15 protein-coding genes are annotated in these 14,085 nt (G+C 64.0%); 4 read left to right on the top strand and 11 right to left on the bottom strand.

The genetic code is table 11. The features are described from left to right. The first annotated feature begins 88 nt into the window (after window positions 1-88). On the top strand, window positions 89-697 hold the full coding sequence (locus AC1C2N_RS00375; protein ID WP_483405056.1) for a TetR/AcrR family transcriptional regulator: 609 nt from the start codon (window positions 89-91) through the stop codon (window positions 695-697). Window positions 698-726: 29 nt separating this feature from the next. Here the strand turns inward: AC1C2N_RS00375 and AC1C2N_RS00370 are convergent, their stop codons facing one another. From AC1C2N_RS00370 to AC1C2N_RS00340, 7 genes are all read right to left on the bottom strand, one after another. Continuing rightward, window positions 727-1,935 carry an acetyl-CoA C-acetyltransferase gene (locus AC1C2N_RS00370; RefSeq protein ID WP_495433062.1) on the bottom strand — a complete coding sequence of 403 codons (1,209 nt, stop codon included), beginning with the start codon at window positions 1,933-1,935 and terminating at the stop codon, window positions 727-729. A 5-nt stretch (window positions 1,936-1,940) separates the two neighbouring features. Then, window positions 1,941-2,594, bottom strand: a complete 654-nt coding sequence (locus AC1C2N_RS00365; protein ID WP_483405055.1) for a CoA transferase subunit B — start codon at window positions 2,592-2,594, stop codon at window positions 1,941-1,943. Beyond that, window positions 2,594-3,376, bottom strand: a complete 783-nt coding sequence (locus tag AC1C2N_RS00360) for a CoA transferase subunit A (RefSeq protein ID WP_495432435.1) — start codon at window positions 3,374-3,376, stop codon at window positions 2,594-2,596. Before AC1C2N_RS00360 ends, AC1C2N_RS00365 begins: the two co-directional genes overlap by 1 nt. A gap of 137 nt (window positions 3,377-3,513) precedes the next feature. Beyond that, the gene (locus tag AC1C2N_RS00355; RefSeq protein WP_483405053.1) at window positions 3,514-4,173 is read right to left on the bottom strand and encodes a TetR family transcriptional regulator; all 660 of its coding nucleotides are present in this window, start codon (window positions 4,171-4,173) and stop codon (window positions 3,514-3,516) included. A gap of 12 nt (window positions 4,174-4,185) precedes the next feature. After that, a complete protein-coding gene (locus AC1C2N_RS00350; RefSeq protein ID WP_495432433.1) occupies window positions 4,186-5,106 on the bottom strand; it encodes a shikimate dehydrogenase in 921 nt (306 codons plus the stop codon). Continuing rightward, on the bottom strand, window positions 5,106-5,405 hold the full coding sequence (locus tag AC1C2N_RS00345) for a Dabb family protein (protein ID WP_495432432.1): 300 nt from the start codon (window positions 5,403-5,405) through the stop codon (window positions 5,106-5,108). The genes AC1C2N_RS00350 and AC1C2N_RS00345 overlap by 1 nt, the downstream gene beginning before the upstream one ends. Continuing rightward, window positions 5,402-7,246: a bifunctional sugar phosphate isomerase/epimerase/4-hydroxyphenylpyruvate dioxygenase family protein gene (locus tag AC1C2N_RS00340; protein WP_495432431.1), complete on the bottom strand. Its 1,845-nt coding sequence runs from the start codon at window positions 7,244-7,246 to the stop codon at window positions 5,402-5,404. The genes AC1C2N_RS00345 and AC1C2N_RS00340 overlap by 4 nt, the downstream gene beginning before the upstream one ends. A gap of 132 nt (window positions 7,247-7,378) precedes the next feature. Between AC1C2N_RS00340 and AC1C2N_RS00335 the strand changes: the two genes are divergently transcribed. Both AC1C2N_RS00335 and AC1C2N_RS00330 read left to right on the top strand, forming a co-directional pair. Then, window positions 7,379-8,137, top strand: a complete 759-nt coding sequence (locus AC1C2N_RS00335) for an IclR family transcriptional regulator (RefSeq protein ID WP_483405049.1) — start codon at window positions 7,379-7,381, stop codon at window positions 8,135-8,137. A gap of 6 nt (window positions 8,138-8,143) precedes the next feature. Continuing rightward, entirely contained in the window at window positions 8,144-8,902 is a 759-nt protein-coding gene (locus AC1C2N_RS00330) for an IclR family transcriptional regulator (RefSeq protein ID WP_495432430.1), read from the top strand. An 83-nt stretch (window positions 8,903-8,985) separates the two neighbouring features. Here AC1C2N_RS00330 and dctP read toward each other — a convergent pair whose 3' ends face one another. Beyond that, window positions 8,986-10,044 carry a TRAP transporter substrate-binding protein DctP gene (dctP, locus tag AC1C2N_RS00325; RefSeq protein ID WP_483405047.1) on the bottom strand — a complete coding sequence of 353 codons (1,059 nt, stop codon included), beginning with the start codon at window positions 10,042-10,044 and terminating at the stop codon, window positions 8,986-8,988. Between the two features lie 330 nt (window positions 10,045-10,374). Between dctP and AC1C2N_RS00320 the strand changes: the two genes are divergently transcribed. Then, window positions 10,375-11,436, top strand: a complete 1,062-nt coding sequence (locus tag AC1C2N_RS00320) for a Gfo/Idh/MocA family protein (RefSeq protein ID WP_495432429.1) — start codon at window positions 10,375-10,377, stop codon at window positions 11,434-11,436. A 47-nt stretch (window positions 11,437-11,483) separates the two neighbouring features. Here the strand turns inward: AC1C2N_RS00320 and AC1C2N_RS00315 are convergent, their stop codons facing one another. From AC1C2N_RS00315 to AC1C2N_RS00305, 3 genes are all read right to left on the bottom strand, one after another. After that, window positions 11,484-11,933 (bottom strand): type II 3-dehydroquinate dehydratase, encoded by a 450-nt coding sequence (locus AC1C2N_RS00315; protein ID WP_495432428.1) that lies wholly within the window; start codon window positions 11,931-11,933, stop codon window positions 11,484-11,486. Window positions 11,934-12,027: 94 nt separating this feature from the next. Continuing rightward, window positions 12,028-13,308: a TRAP transporter large permease gene (locus AC1C2N_RS00310; protein WP_483405044.1), complete on the bottom strand. Its 1,281-nt coding sequence runs from the start codon at window positions 13,306-13,308 to the stop codon at window positions 12,028-12,030. A 3-nt stretch (window positions 13,309-13,311) separates the two neighbouring features. Then, window positions 13,312-13,887, bottom strand: a complete 576-nt coding sequence (locus AC1C2N_RS00305) for a TRAP transporter small permease (protein WP_483405043.1) — start codon at window positions 13,885-13,887, stop codon at window positions 13,312-13,314. Window positions 13,888-14,085: the final 198 nt, after the last annotated feature.

Genomic DNA, 14,085 nt, shown 5'->3' with positions numbered 1-14,085 from the left:
TATGTAGACGAACTAGTACCCCTACAATGGACACTCTAGAGTCGTTACCGACAGCAACGCAAGCAAAACGTTCAAAAAAGGGAGCACCGTGGGTGAAACAACGCCGATGACGCCTGGGGTGACCGGTAGCCGGCGGGGCGACGCCACGCGTGCTCGCATCCTGGATGCCGCGACCGAGTTGATCTATGCGAACAGCATCCGCGGAACGAGCGCCGACCGGATCATTGAGCAGGCGGGGATCACGAAGGTCACGTTCTATCGCCACTTCAAAACCAAGACCGACCTGGTTGTTGCCTATCTCGAGCGGCAGGCCTCAGGAGAGCGGGAGGCACTCACCTCTGCTCGCGCTCAGTCAGACCCTGCGCATGCGCTTGAGAACATTGCGGAGATCATCGGATCGGCGAGTTGCATGCCGGGATTCAGGGGATGCCCGTTCATCAACGCGGCCGCGGAGATCGCCGACCCGGGTGACCCCGTCAGAGTCGTTGTCGATGCGCACCGAAGGTGGACCCTCGAGCTGTTCACCGCCATCGCGGCGGACGCTGGCGCCAGCGACCCCGACACTATCGGCGGTCAACTGATGATGCTGCGGGACGGCGCCATGGTCAATGGCTACCTCAGCGACCCCGAGGAGATCGCCGGGAGGTTGCGAGTGGCTTATGCCGCGGTCATCGTGGCCGCACGCATACCGAACTGACCTGGAACGGAAACCGCGCCCATCGCGGGTCAGCCGACCCGTTCGAACACCGCGGCGAGCGCCTGCCCACCACCGATACACATGGTCTCGAGGGCCAGAGTGCCGTCCAGGTCGGACAGCTCGTTCGCGAGGGTGGCGAGCATGCGGATGCCTGTTGCGGCAATCGGGTGACCGATCGAGATTCCACTGCCGCGCGGATTGAGGCGCTGGTCCTCGGCATCGATACCCCAGTCAGCCAGGCAGGCGAGCACCTGCACCGCGAAAGCCTCGTTGAGCTCGATGACATCGAGGTCAGCCAAACCGAGTCCGGCTCGCGCGAGTGCCAGCTCTGTTGCCGGCACCGGAGCGATCCCGAACCGCCGGGGGTCGACCCCGGCGACAGCCCAGGATCGAAGGCGAAGGGCCGGCACGAGTCCGAGCACCCTCGCGTGCTCTGGTGTGGTGACGATGCAGGCAGCGGCAGCGTCATTCTGGCCACTCGCATTACCGGCCGTCACCGTCGCATCCGGATCCTTCTTCGCCAGGAGAGGAGTGAGCGCCGCGAGCGCGTCCAGTGTCGAATCGGCGCGAGGATGCTCGTCGCGATCGACGACAATGTCACCTCGCCGGCCGGGCACCGTCACGGGAACGATCTCCGCGTCAAACGCACCTGATGCCTGCGCCTGGACTGCGCGCTGGTGTGACCGGAGTGCCAAAGCATCCTGAGCGTCGCGCCCGATACCGTACTCGGCGCGGAGAGTTTCGGCGGTTCCGACGTTTCCGTCCGGTGTCGGGTAAAAACGGCCACCGACAGTCTCACGGCCGCGCGCGAGGGCGTCGCGGAAGAAGTACCCACCGCGGGGAGCACCCCGTCGTCCCTCCTCGGTGTAGAACGGAGCGTTCGACATGGACTCCACCCCGAGCGCGACCACGGCGTCGCTGACGCCGGTCTGCACTTCCATCGCGGCGTTCATCACCGATTGCAGGCCACTCCCACACCGCCGGTCAAGTTGGTAACCGCCGGTCGTGGTCGGAAAACCTGAATCGAGCGCTGCGACCCGTCCGAAGGCCGGTGCCTCCATGGTCGGGTAGCTTTGGGCACCGATCACCCCGTTGATTGCTCCGGGTTCCACGCCGGTTCGTTCGAGGAGCGCCCGGAGCACGGTTGTGGCGAGTTCCAGAGCGCTGAGGGGCGCCAGCGCCCCTCCCATTCGCCCGACCGGGGTGCGGAGGGGCGAGCAGATCACGACCTCACGCATGGCACTCACGATGCTTCCTTCACTTCCGGGTCAATCGTCAGCGGTGCTGCCGTCGCCTCGGTCACCTGCCCGACGGTCACCCCCGGTGCGAGTTCACGGAGAACCAGTCCGTCCGCCGTGACGTCGATAACCGCGAGATCGGTGATGATGCGGTCGATGCATGCCCGGCCCGTGAGTGGAAGCGTGCACTCCGGCACGATCTTCGGCGACCCGTCCTTCGCGACGTGATCCATCACCACGATGACCCGCTCGGCGCCGTTGACGAGGTCCATCGCCCCGCCCATTCCCTTGACCATCTTGCCCGGGACTGCCCAGTTCGCGATGTCGCCACCGGCGGATACCTGCATCGCTCCGAGTACCGCGGTCGTGACCCGTCCGCCGCGGATCATGCCGAAACTGGCGGCCGAGTCGAAGTAGCTGGCACCGGGAAGGACCGTCACCGTCTCCTTGCCCGCATTGATGAGCTTCGGGTCTTCCTCGCCCTCCCACGGATACGGGCCGACGCCGAGTATTCCGTTCTCCGAGTGCAGGACGACATGGATGCCATCGGGCAAGTGGTTGGGGATGAGCGTTGGCAGTCCGATACCGAGATTCACGTAGCTGCCGTCGATCAGCTCTTCGGCGGCCCTTGCCGCCATTTCGTCGCGTGTGCGCGGCATCAGCTCGACCTTTCTCTGCTCCGCACGGTGACCTTCTCAATCGGCAGGTCAGATGCCTGGGTGGGAGTGAGCTGCACGATCCGGTCGACGTAGATGCCGGGAAGATGGATGTCGTCAGGGCCAAGTTCTCCCGGCTCGACCAGTTCATCGACCTCGGCGATGGTGACACGTCCAGCCATGCCCGCAAGCGGATTGAAGTTTCGCGCCGCCTTTTCGAAGCGCAGGTTTCCGTGGCGGTCGCCGACCGCGGCGCGAACCAGACCGAAGTCGGTGCGTATCGCGGTCTCGAGAACGTATTCCCTGGCGGTCCCAAACGCGTCGAGCGTGCGGGTTTCCTTCGGTTCGCTCATTACCGCCACTGTGCCGTCAGCGGCATACCTGATCGGCATCCCGCCGTCGGAAACGGCGGTCCCTGCCCCGGTAGCGGTGTAGAAGGCGGGAATGCCAACGCCACCCGCGCGGAGTCGTTCGGCGAGAGTTCCCTGTGGGGTGAGTTCGACATCGAGTTCACCCGACAGGTACTGGCGAGCGAATTCCCTGTTCTCCCCGATGTAGCTGGCAATGACGCGACGGATGCGACCAGCGGCCAGCAGTTCACCAAGCCCCCACCCGTCGACCCCGCAGTTGTTCGACACCACCTCGAGTTCGCTCGACCCCTGGGCGAGCAAGGCACGGATCAGCGAGATGGGAACACCAGACAACCCGAATCCGCCCACCGCCAGCGATGAGCCTGTCGGGATATCCGCGACGGCCAGGCTCACCGTTTCGACAGTCTTATCCACGGGGATGTTCCCCACAGCCGGGGCGAGCGCTCGGGGATTTGGGCATGGTGCGTCTCTCTGGTCGGAGGGTTGAAGCCCATCCTCTACCGTCGTCTTCCTCGCCGTACCTCGCATTCCATTCAGTGGAACAGCGGCGGTCAGACCTGCTCCGACGTCATGGTGGACACGACCATGTCGCCGATGAGGCGCCGATGGGGTGCTCGAAGGCCCGGGTCGAGCATGTCGCGGTCGAAGATCGCCGCGAACGTGTGCCGGTTGGCGACGTGGAAGCACGCGTATGCACTGATGATCATGTGCACGTCGAGCGCGTCGACGTCGTCACGGAAGACACCTTCGCTGACCCCACGCCGGATGACGCTCTCGAGCACGGTGATAGCTGTGGCGTTCTCCCGGAGAATCGTCGGTGACTGCAGGAGATGCTCAGCGCGGTGGATGTTCTCGATGCTGACGAGCTGGATGAACTCTTCATGCGTCGTGTGGTGGTCGAACGTCGCTTCAGCCAGTTTGCGCAACGCCTCTCCCGGCGTGAGCTCATCGATTTGTACCCCGCGCTCCACCTGCCGAATCTGGGCGTACACGCGCTCCAGCACCCGAAGGTACAGTCCTTCCTTGGAGGCGAAGTAGTAGTAGATCATTCGCTTGGTCGTTCGGGTCCGCGCGGCGATCTCGTCGACTCGCGCCCCGGCGTACCCGTTCGCCGCGAACTCTGCCGTCGCAACGTGGAGAATGTCTTCCTTCGTCCGCTCAGCGCGCAGCGTCGACCCGCCGTCCTGACCCTCGCGCAACTCCTCAGCCATGTTCTGCCTTCTTCACCCTCCGGCGGGCGGACCCGAGGGTGCTTCTTGTCGAATGAGGGAGCGAAAGTGCTCCTCCATCCTTTCCCGGTTGGGCTCGTGGCCCGTGATGATCTGAAGGCTAGCGTAGGCCTGTCCGACGGCCATTCGGCCTCCATCGAGCACCGGATGACCCCGCTCGACCGCCCGGCGGATGAGATCCGTCTCCAGGGGGCGGTAGACAACGTCTGAAACCCATGCGCCGTCGCGGAGGAGATCGACGTCGAACGCCACACCCGGATGATGGAGCATCCCCATCGGGGTCGCGTGGACCACTCCGTCGGCTCTGGTGATCATCACCTCGAGATCGTGGTGCGGGACAGTTTCGATGATCTGCGACGGGAAGTGGGAGCGCATGCGCTCCGCGATGTCCTTCGCGCGGGCCCCGTCGACGTCGAACAGGTCGAGCCGTGTGACACCGCTCGAGAGGAGCGCATAGGCGGTCGCCGCTCCCGCACCGCCACAGCCGATCTGCACAACACGCTCGAGCGACGCGCCAGGCAGCCCAGCGACCAGGCCGTCGCGGTAACCGATCCAGTCGGTGTTGTAGCCGACCAGTTTCTCGTCCTCGAAAACGACGAGATTGACCGCGCCCAGCTGTTCTGCCCTCGGGTCCAGCTCGTCGACGACATCGAGCACCAGCTGCTTGCAGGGGTGGGTGATATTCATTGCCGAGAAATTGCGGCTGCGTGCATCGGCGAGCATCGGCCCAACGTCCTCCGCCTGCTTGCCAAGCGCGATGAGGTCAAGAATCCGGTATTCGTAGTCGAGACCGAGTGCCGCGGCCTCGACCTCGTGCAGCCGGGGGGTAAACGACGCCGAAATTCCAGCACCGATCAATCCAACGAGGTAGCCGCCACTGGCCTGCCCGGGCCTGGCGGGCCGCCGGGTGTCCATCAGCTTTCCGGGATTTCAAAGTCGACTGTGGCGAGCGAAGCCTTGACGCCGGCGGAGATTCTGAGAACTTCAGCGTGCGCCGGATGACGAGTGTACGAGTCAAGTCCGTCAAGGTCATCGAAATCCGCGACGATCGCAAGGTCGTGGGATGACGCACCGCCGAGCAGGTCAACACCGACGCTCATGCTTCGCAGCGAGGGGATCTGCGCGGGCAGAGCGCGCAGCAGAGCCATCCAGTGTTCCCGTTCGTCTGCGGTGAACTCCGGCACGAACCGGAAAACGGCGACGTGGCGGATCACGCCGGAACACCTTCCGCTTCACGGCGCTGCTGATACTGGGCGGCGAGACGGACGGGCGCGTTGAGCGCTCCGTACCCCTCATAACCCTCGCGACGCTCGACCACCTCGAGAAAGACAGTCCCGATCGCCTGGGTATAGAAGTGGAGGAACTCCCCGGCCTCGTCACGGTCGTACATGACGTTGAGTTCTTTGAGCTCTGTGAGCAGCGATGCGTCCATGTCGTACCGAGCCTCGATGTCGTCGTAGTAATTGGCCGGGATGTCGAGAGGGTGGAACCCTCGTTCTCGCGCCTGGCGCGCCAGAGCGAGAACATCGGTAGAAGCGAAGGCAATGTGCTGCGGAAGGATCGCATCGTCGTGCGCGCCGGACGGCACCAGGTTGAGCGCGATGCGCACGACACCGTCCGCCGCGCGAAGCACCTGGCTGCGCACGAGGCCCACCGGTGCGGCCACTTCCATCGACGGCTGCGAACGCAGGTCAAGCACCGAGTGGAAGAAAAGTACCCCGGCATCGAAGTGCTGCCATGGTTGAGCGAGATTGATGTGGTCAACCCGCTCGATGAGCTCAGCCCCCGGCCGGTTGGGGACAGGGAACTCCCGAACCCACTTCGGTTCCGAGCTGCCCTCCAGGCCGAAAAAGACCTCCGATCCATCCGGCGCCCTCACCCCGACGAGCGACTCGTCACCCGGCCCCTCCCATCGGTGGATCTCGGGTGCGAACAAATCAGTTGCCCGCCGGAGCGCAGCATCCGGATCACTGACGGATAATCCAATTCCCGCGACGGTCGGTGGCGGCGGTTGCGATTCAGGCCTGCCGAGCACCATTCGCGCGGCGCCCTGCGACCAAAGCTCGACGTTCTTCGTACGGTGACGGCCGTGCGCAGCGAAACCGAGCTGCGCGAGAAGTGTGCGCATCTCGTCCATCGCATCGGTGCGCAACTCCACATAGTTGATATCGGCTGGGGGCTCGACGACCGGGAGAGGCCTTGCCGTCATTTGCTCGGTGCGTCCGCGTGATGACCGCCCAAGCCAGGCCCGGGTTTCGTCCTCGAGCAATCGCAACGAGCGTCGGGCATCGACGGCTGTCGACGCGGCGTCCGACTGGCGGAACGTGTCGTTGAAGATCTCGAGCGAGATCGGCCCGTCGTACCCCGTCCTCACCAGGTGCCCCATGAATGCGGCGAGGTCGAACCCGCCCTCACCGGGGAAGAGCCTGTGGTGTCGGCTCCACGAAAGCACGTCCATGGACAGGATCGGTGCGTCGGCCAACTGGACGAAGAAGATCTTGTCGGCAGGAATCGTCTCAATAGCCTGCGGGTCGTGCCCTCGCGACAGGATGTGGAAACTGTCGAGGCACACCCCGACCCGCGGGTGATCCGCGAGGCGCACGATCCGGGCGGCCTGCTCATAATCGTCGACGAACCGCCCCCAGGCCAGCGCCTCATACGCAACGCGCACACCAAAGTGTTCCGCGAGCTCCCCGAGCACGCGCAACTGCGTGGCCGCGAGCTGCTCATCACCGCTCCGCGCTGTCCCGACATTGCTGCACAACAGCATCGTCTCGATGCCGAGACGATTCATGAGCGTGAACTTCGCGCCGGCTCGTCGCAGGTTGTGCTCGAGCAGGTCAGGTCCCACCCCTTCAAAATCCCGAAACGGCTGATAGAGGTCGAGCGACAGCCCGAGCTCGGCGGCTCGCGCCCTGATGGCCTCGGGAGAGTCGGGCGACGCGATGAGATCAGGCTCGAATATCTCCACGCCGTCGAACCCGGCTTCGCTGGCCGCAGCGAGCTTCTGGTCGAGCGTGCCGCTGAGGCAGACGGTGGCGATCGATGTTCGCATGTTGCCTCCAGCGGGCACCGGGAGCGTGGCCCGAGCGACTCTCAGAATTGCTTGCGGAAAAAGGTACTAACTAGTACGTTCGACCGCAGCAGGCGGTCAAGGATGATCTAACCCGCTCTAAGGAGACGTTCAATGATGAGTTTCGCCGAGTGGAACACCCCAGCGGGGTCCGGCAGTACGTCAGCGCCGGTGCTCGAACGCATCGTCGCGATTCTCAACGCCGTCAAGGAAGCTGATTCCAGCCCGTCCATCACCGGATTGGCCGAGCTGACCGGCATGCCGAAATCCACGGTGTCCCGTCTGGTCGCGGAACTGGTGGAGCAACGTTATCTCGAGCGCACCGAGGAGGGGGTAACGCTGGGCCTCCGGCTCTTTGAGCTTGGCGCACGCGCCGGTCTCCCCCGCCGGCTGCTCGCAGCCGCCGCACCCGTGATTCGGGAGCTTGTTGAGCTCACCGGTGAACGCGTCGGCCTCTGGGTGTATCAGGGCACCGACATGATCTCACTGGCTGCGGTGGCCGGGCGGCTCCCCATGTTGCCGACGAGGGCTGGGATGCGATCGCCAGCTGTCAAGACCGCCAGCGGGAAGGCCTATCTGGCGTTTTGTGCGGACAGCGCTGTTGTGGACCGGGCAACAGCCCCGCTCATCGACGGCGCCGCCGATCAGTTCAGAGAGGAACTGAGTCAGGTGCGCGCGACCGTCGTAGCCACGGACAGAGGGGTGGCGTATCCGGGAATTCTCGCTGTTGCGACACCCGTAATCTCTGCTGACCGGGTTGTCCTTGGCGCGATCTCGATCGCGGGACCGAGCGGGGCAATGGATCCGGAGCAGGTCGCGCCGCTGGTACGGGCCGCTGGTGTGGCACTGACCCGTCGGCTCACGGCGGCCTGACGTCCCATGCGAAACGCCGACTGGACCTCGACCGTGAGCGTCCTCGATCGCGTCACCGCAATCTTTGACGCATTCGGGGAACACGGTGACGGCATGGGTGTTTCCGAGCTTGCCCGGCGCGCCAACCTTCCGAAGTCGACGGTGTCGAGGATCGTGGCCGAGCTTGTCAGCCAGCGATTTCTCGACCGAGAGGGAAGCAAACTGTTCCTGGGTGTCCGGCTCTTCGAGCTCGGGCAGACGGTCAGCAGACCGCGGAAGCTCCGGGAAATCGCGCTCCCACTATTGAACGACCTGAGGCTGGCCACCGGGCGGAACGTCCAGCTGACGGTGCTGGACAGAACAGATGTCGTGTTCGTTGCGGTGATCCGCGGGGCGCACAGCGCCCACCCGATGGAGCGGATCGGGGCGCGACGTCCGGCTCACGCGACGGCGCCGGGCAAAGCGATGCTCGCCTTCGCGTCGCAGGCCGTGGTTGCGGAAGTGATGCGCGATGGACTCCAGCCGTTCACACCTCGCACAATCTGCGATCCGGCTCTATTCCTCAGGGAACTCACGGAGACACGGAAAACCCGGACAGCGACTGAGCTCGAAGAGTACGCAAGTGACAGCGCCGGCGTAGCGAGTCCTGTCCTCGGCTACGGCTCCGTTCCTGTCGCCGCGGTTTCCATCGCCGGGTCAGTCGAGGAACTGGACATCGACCGGCTGGTTCCCGCGGTTCGCGCTACAGCCGCGAACGTGAGCCGCCGCCTCGGAACCGGCCGCTGACACCGGACAAACGAAAACTGGGTGGCTGCGATGTGCAGCCACCCAGTTCGCTGGCGGTCCAGCATCCGCCGCCGGAGTCCGGCTTAGTCGGCCATCTCCCGAATTGCCTCATACGCTTCGAGGGTCTCTCCGGAGAAGTAGTTCCCGAAGTAGGACTCGGATTCGCTGATGAATGCGTCCATGTCGATATCCTCAGTCTCGATCACCGTGAAGTTGTCGTCAGCCCGCCACTCGTCGAGGATCTCTTCGGTCGCCTCGTCAACGCAGTCGCGGTTCTCGGGGCGGATCTCGTGGATGGTCTCCTCGAGCAGCGCGGCCTGCTCCTCACTCATCTTCTCGTAGGTCTTGTCGCTGACGAGGATCCAGTGGATGCCGATGTTGTGGTTGTTGAGAACAGCAACGTTCAACACCTCGTCGTAGCTTGATGAGCGGGTTGCGACGATCGGGTTCTCCTGGCCGACGGCGATCCCCTGCTGGAGCGCCGTGTAAACCTCTTCAACAGCTACCGAGACGGGGTTGTCCACTCCAAGAGCCTCGGCGTTCGCGAGGAAGGCCGGTGAGTTCGGGAAACGGATCGGAACTCCGGCGAGGTCCTCTGGGCTGCGGATCTCAATATCCTTCGTGGTGAATGTGCGGTTACCGAAGTACCACCCGTCAACGATGCTGACGCCTGTTGCCTCCTGGAACGACGAGAACAGGTCCTCCGACCCGTTATCGGTCCAGTCGAAGGCGTGGTCGACGTCATCAAACGCGTACGCCGCATCGACGACGCCGATCGGCTCGAAAGTAGAGCTGAGTGCAGAGGCACCCTGCAGGTCGATGTCGATGTCGCCGGCCTGGACGAGCGGGAACCGGTCGGCGTCTGGCCCGAGCTGGCTCGCCGGGTACAGCTCAACGGTCAGTCCGATATCCGCGTCTTCGAGCCGTTCCTTCAGCAGTTCGACCCCGCAGTAGTAGTTCGGTGTCTGCTCGTTCTGGCTGGTTGCAACGGTGATCGTGACCGCTTCGTTCTCCGAACCGGTCGCTTCGGTGGTGCTTTCCGGGGTGCCGCCGCCGGCGCAGCCGGTGACGGCGAGCGTTGTGACTGCGAGCACGGACGCGGCCATCAGGCCTCGACGCGTCGATCGGGCTGCTGTGCCCATGTGACTCTCCTCTTTTTCGGCACGTCTTCGTGCTCTGGGTAATGGTCCGTTCGGGGTCGGACGCAATGGCGTTGGATCGACGAGCCCCGTGACGCTGAGGACATCGTCGACCACGCAGCCAATGAAGCGGCCCTGTGGCAATGCCGACTTTCGTCCAGCCGGGTCCATACGTAAAGCGACGTCCCGGCGAATGGAACACGGCGCCGGCGGCGGTGAAAGCCCACACAGCGCCGGTGAGTGGAACATGTCGCACATGACGACTCATGCTGGCATACGCTGTGCGAGACCGGCCGAATTGACAATGACAGAGGAGTGTTCGTGCCGCCTGCGGTGTCTGACCCAGTTCGCATCGGCGTTGTTGGTGCCGGGTTCATGGGACGCCAGCACGTCGAGTTCATTCGCCGTCGAGCGAACACCGAATTGACGGCTGTCGCCGATCCGCTGCTGACCGATGGGGCATTCGGGTGCCCGATGTACGCGGACGCGCGCGCCATGCTCAAAGCCGAGTCGCTCGATGCCGTCATCATCGCGAATCCGAACACGCTTCACGTCGAGACAGCGATTCAATGTCTCTCCGAGGGTGTTGCCGTGCTGCTCGAGAAGCCCGTCGCCGTGAACTATGCAGAGTCCCTTCGGCTCGTCGATGCGGTTGAACGCCTCGACGGCCGGCTACTCGTTGGGCACCACCGGCGGCACCATCCCGCGGTCGCTCGCGCCCGCTCAGCCCTCGACGATGGCGAAATCGGGCAGCTCGTCGGCGTTAACGGCATCTGGTCCGCGCGGAAGGAAGCGAGCTACTTCACCGATGCGCCGTGGCACCGCGAGAGTGGGGCGGGCGTGATGCTCATCAATCTCGTGCATGACCTCGATCTGCTGCGGTACCTGTGCGGGGAAGTGAGCGCTGTCCAGGCGATCACGAGTTCGCACATCCGCGGTCACGAGGTCGAAGACACTGTCGTGGTGAACCTGCGGTTCACCAATGGTGCCCTCGGCAGTTTCCTCGCCTCTGATGCCGGCGTCTCTCCGTGGGGCTGGGATCAATCAACAGAGGACACCGCCGAATTCCCCTTCCTGCCCGATGGGGTCGCCTACCAGCTGGTTGGCACGACCGGCGCGCTGTCCGTACCGAATCTCGCCAGGTACTCGTATGCGGCCGGTGTCGCCGCCGACTGGCATTCACCCCTCTCCCGCACTTACCTTCACGCAGCCCCGCACGTTTCATTCCACGCCCAGCTCACGCACTTTGTCGAGGTGGTCAGGGGCGCTGAGCCGCTGGTTTCTGCGGAGGATGCGTCGCGAACGCTCGCCCTGGTCGAGGCGTCGGCGTTGGCAGCTGAGCGTCACGAGACGGTTGACGTGGCGCAGTTCAGAGCTGCGCGCCAGGGCGCATAGCGCCGCCCGTCGCCAGGGCGGTAATGCCAGCCGCTCGCGGTGCAGACTCAGGCGCCGTCGACCGCTGTCAGCCGGTCTGCCGCACGGATGGCGAGTTCATACCCGAACACGCCAGCGCCCGCGATCACCGCGCGCGCCGCGGTTGATGTGAGCGAATGCCGATGGGCCTCGTCGCGGCCATGAATGTTGGTGATGTGGATTTCGACGACAGGGGTATCCATGATCAGCAGAGCGTCAAGCACAGGCACAGAACCGAAGCTGAGCCCTGCCGGGTTGATCACGACGGCCGCCTTCTCGCGATACGCCTGGTGAAGCCACTCGACGATCTGATACTCGGCGTTGGACTGCTCGAAGAACAGCTCGAATCCGAGCTCATCGGCGACCCTGACGCAGTTTGTCCGAACATCATCCAGGGAGGTGGTGCCATACAGTTCCGGCTGCCTCCGACCGAGCATGTTGAGATTTGGGCCGTTCAGGACGTACAGCTTGCGGGTCACAGCGGGTTCCTTTCCAGGAGCACGGATGCCCCGTTTCTGTTCGTCTGGCCGACGATCGCGCGTGCCATGGACGCGCTCACCAACATCCCGTGCATCACAGCAAACCGAGCCAGGTCGGAACTATCGTCACGATCCACGGGAACACCGTCAGCAACAGCAGCACGACACCCAGCGGGATGAGGAAGGGCAGGATGCCGCGGAAGAGTTCACCCATCGGCCTTCGGGTGATCGAGCCGACGACGAAGAGAACGGCTCCAACGGGCGGTGTCAGTGAACCGATCATCAGGTTGAGGATCATGATGACCCCGAGATGGACGGGCTCGATACCGAAATCGCCGATGATGGGCATGAGGATCGGCACCAGCACGAGGATGACCGGGGGCGCCTCGAGGAAGATTCCGAGAAGGATGAGGAGCCCGTTCAAGAGCAACAGGAAGACTATGGGATTGTCGGTCAGCGCCGTCAGCCACTCGCCCAGGTTGCGCGACACCTGCTCACGCGCCAGCACCTGGCCCATGAGGTTCGACGCTCCGAGGATCAGGAGTATGCCTCCCGAGATGACCACGGTTTCCTTGGCGGCTCGCCAGAACACGGGCAACGTCAGCGTCCGGTAGAACACCCCGAGCACGAGCATGTACGCGGCAGCGATGCCCGCACTCTCCGTAGGGGTGAACATTCCGCTGAAGATGCCGCCCAGAATAATCACCGGCAACAGCATCGGGCCGATGACCCGCACTACCGCCCTGCGGAGCGCAGCGCCATCGAAGGGCCGGCTGGTCGCCACCTCCGGGTGCATCTTCACCCAGATGAAGATGTACACGGCGAGACCAGCGGCCATCAGGCCAGCGGGCAGGATGGAGCCCGCGAAGAGGGCACCAGTAGAAATCGAGGCGGTCGCGGCGAAGAGGACCGCGGGGATGCTCGGCGGCATGACGGTACTCATGAGCGAGCCGGACGCGGTCAGACCGGCCGAGAACCCGTAGGGGTAACCAGCCTTGAGCATCTGCGGGATCTGAATCTTGCTGGTGGACGCGGCATCCGCGAGCGCCGAGCCACTGATCCAGGAGAAGCCGATGGCAGTGCCCAGGTTCACGTACGCCAGGTTCCCGGGGAGCCGCGGGAGGAGCGCTTTGGCAAAGTCATAGAGCCTCGTCGCAATACCGAGATGGTTTGCAACGGTGCCGACGAAGATAAAGAGGGGGACGGCGAGCAGCGGAAAGCTGTTGATTCCGTTGACAATCGACGAGATCGCGTAGCCGGGCGAGAGACCCTGACTGTAGAAGTACGCGAGGCTTGGCGCGATCATGGCGAAGGCGACAGGTACCCGCAGCAACAGCAAAACGACAAGCAGAAGTACGTAAAGCCAGAGGTCCATCGATCAGCCGTCCATCTCTGAAATGTCGAGTTTGCGTTCCGGGCGGTTGGCGTAAGGAATCTTCCAGGCGGAATGGATTGCTGCAGACGCGAATCCGAAGACAGCAAAGGCGTACAGCATCCCGAGTGGAATGTGCATCGCGGCACTGGTCCGCAGCCACTCCACCTCGAGTTTCACGAATGCTTCGTATGCCAGCGCCAGGCAGGTGACGACCATGATCAGGGCGGAAATGATGCGCAGCACAGCGAAGAGTTTTCGGCCGGCCAACACCTGATCGAACACCTCGATCACGATGTGGCCGTTGCGACCGACCAGGTATCCCGTGGTCATGAAGGTCAGTGCCACCATCGACATGAGGGCGAGTTCGCCGGCACCCACCCAGCCCAGCGCGGGAATATAGCGGCCGAGCACCTGGTACATCACGCCGATGATGACGAGGGCGAACAGCGTGACGCTGACCGCGATCTCCACTGTGGACAGCACCCGGATGAATGCGGGATCGGACGGTGCCTCGTCAGTCCCGGGCACGTAGGAGGGTTCCGCAGAGCGGTCCGGGTCCTCCGGCTCGTTCTGGGTCACACCGCCTCCGCCCCGGCAAGGGCCGACGAGCCCGAGGGCGCGACGCCTTCGCAGCAGCTCGACATGGGATCACGGAGCATGGTCAACCTCTCTGACAGTTCGGGGTCGTGAAGCGCACGCGTGCGATCACTCTCTGACTTTGGATCCAAGCGGAAGGTGGGTGGAGAGTTGTCTCGCCGAATGGGACACAACCGAGAA

This window comes from Mycetocola sp. Y791 (genome assembly GCF_059445325.1).
This window is presented reverse-complemented; position numbering and strand designations above follow the sequence as displayed.

Bases quoted from the DNA above. Each gene is read 5' to 3' on its own strand.
- AC1C2N_RS00370 (WP_495433062.1), bottom strand. From the start codon at position 1,935: ATGCGTGAGGTCGTGATCTGCTCGCCCCTCCGCACCCCGGTCGGGCGA.
- AC1C2N_RS00365 (WP_483405055.1), bottom strand. From the start codon at position 2,594: ATGCCGCGCACACGCGACGAAATGGCGGCAAGGGCCGCCGAAGAGCTG.
- AC1C2N_RS00355 (WP_483405053.1), bottom strand. From the start codon at position 4,173: ATGGCTGAGGAGTTGCGCGAGGGTCAGGACGGCGGGTCGACGCTGCGC.
- AC1C2N_RS00350 (WP_495432433.1), bottom strand. From the start codon at position 5,106: ATGGACACCCGGCGGCCCGCCAGGCCCGGGCAGGCCAGTGGCGGCTAC.
- AC1C2N_RS00340 (WP_495432431.1), bottom strand. From the start codon at position 7,246: ATGCGAACATCGATCGCCACCGTCTGCCTCAGCGGCACGCTCGACCAG.
- AC1C2N_RS00335 (WP_483405049.1), top strand. From the start codon at position 7,379: ATGATGAGTTTCGCCGAGTGGAACACCCCAGCGGGGTCCGGCAGTACG.
- AC1C2N_RS00330 (WP_495432430.1), top strand. From the start codon at position 8,144: ATGCGAAACGCCGACTGGACCTCGACCGTGAGCGTCCTCGATCGCGTC.
- dctP (WP_483405047.1), bottom strand. From the start codon at position 10,044: ATGGGCACAGCAGCCCGATCGACGCGTCGAGGCCTGATGGCCGCGTCC.
- AC1C2N_RS00310 (WP_483405044.1), bottom strand. From the start codon at position 13,308: ATGGACCTCTGGCTTTACGTACTTCTGCTTGTCGTTTTGCTGTTGCTG.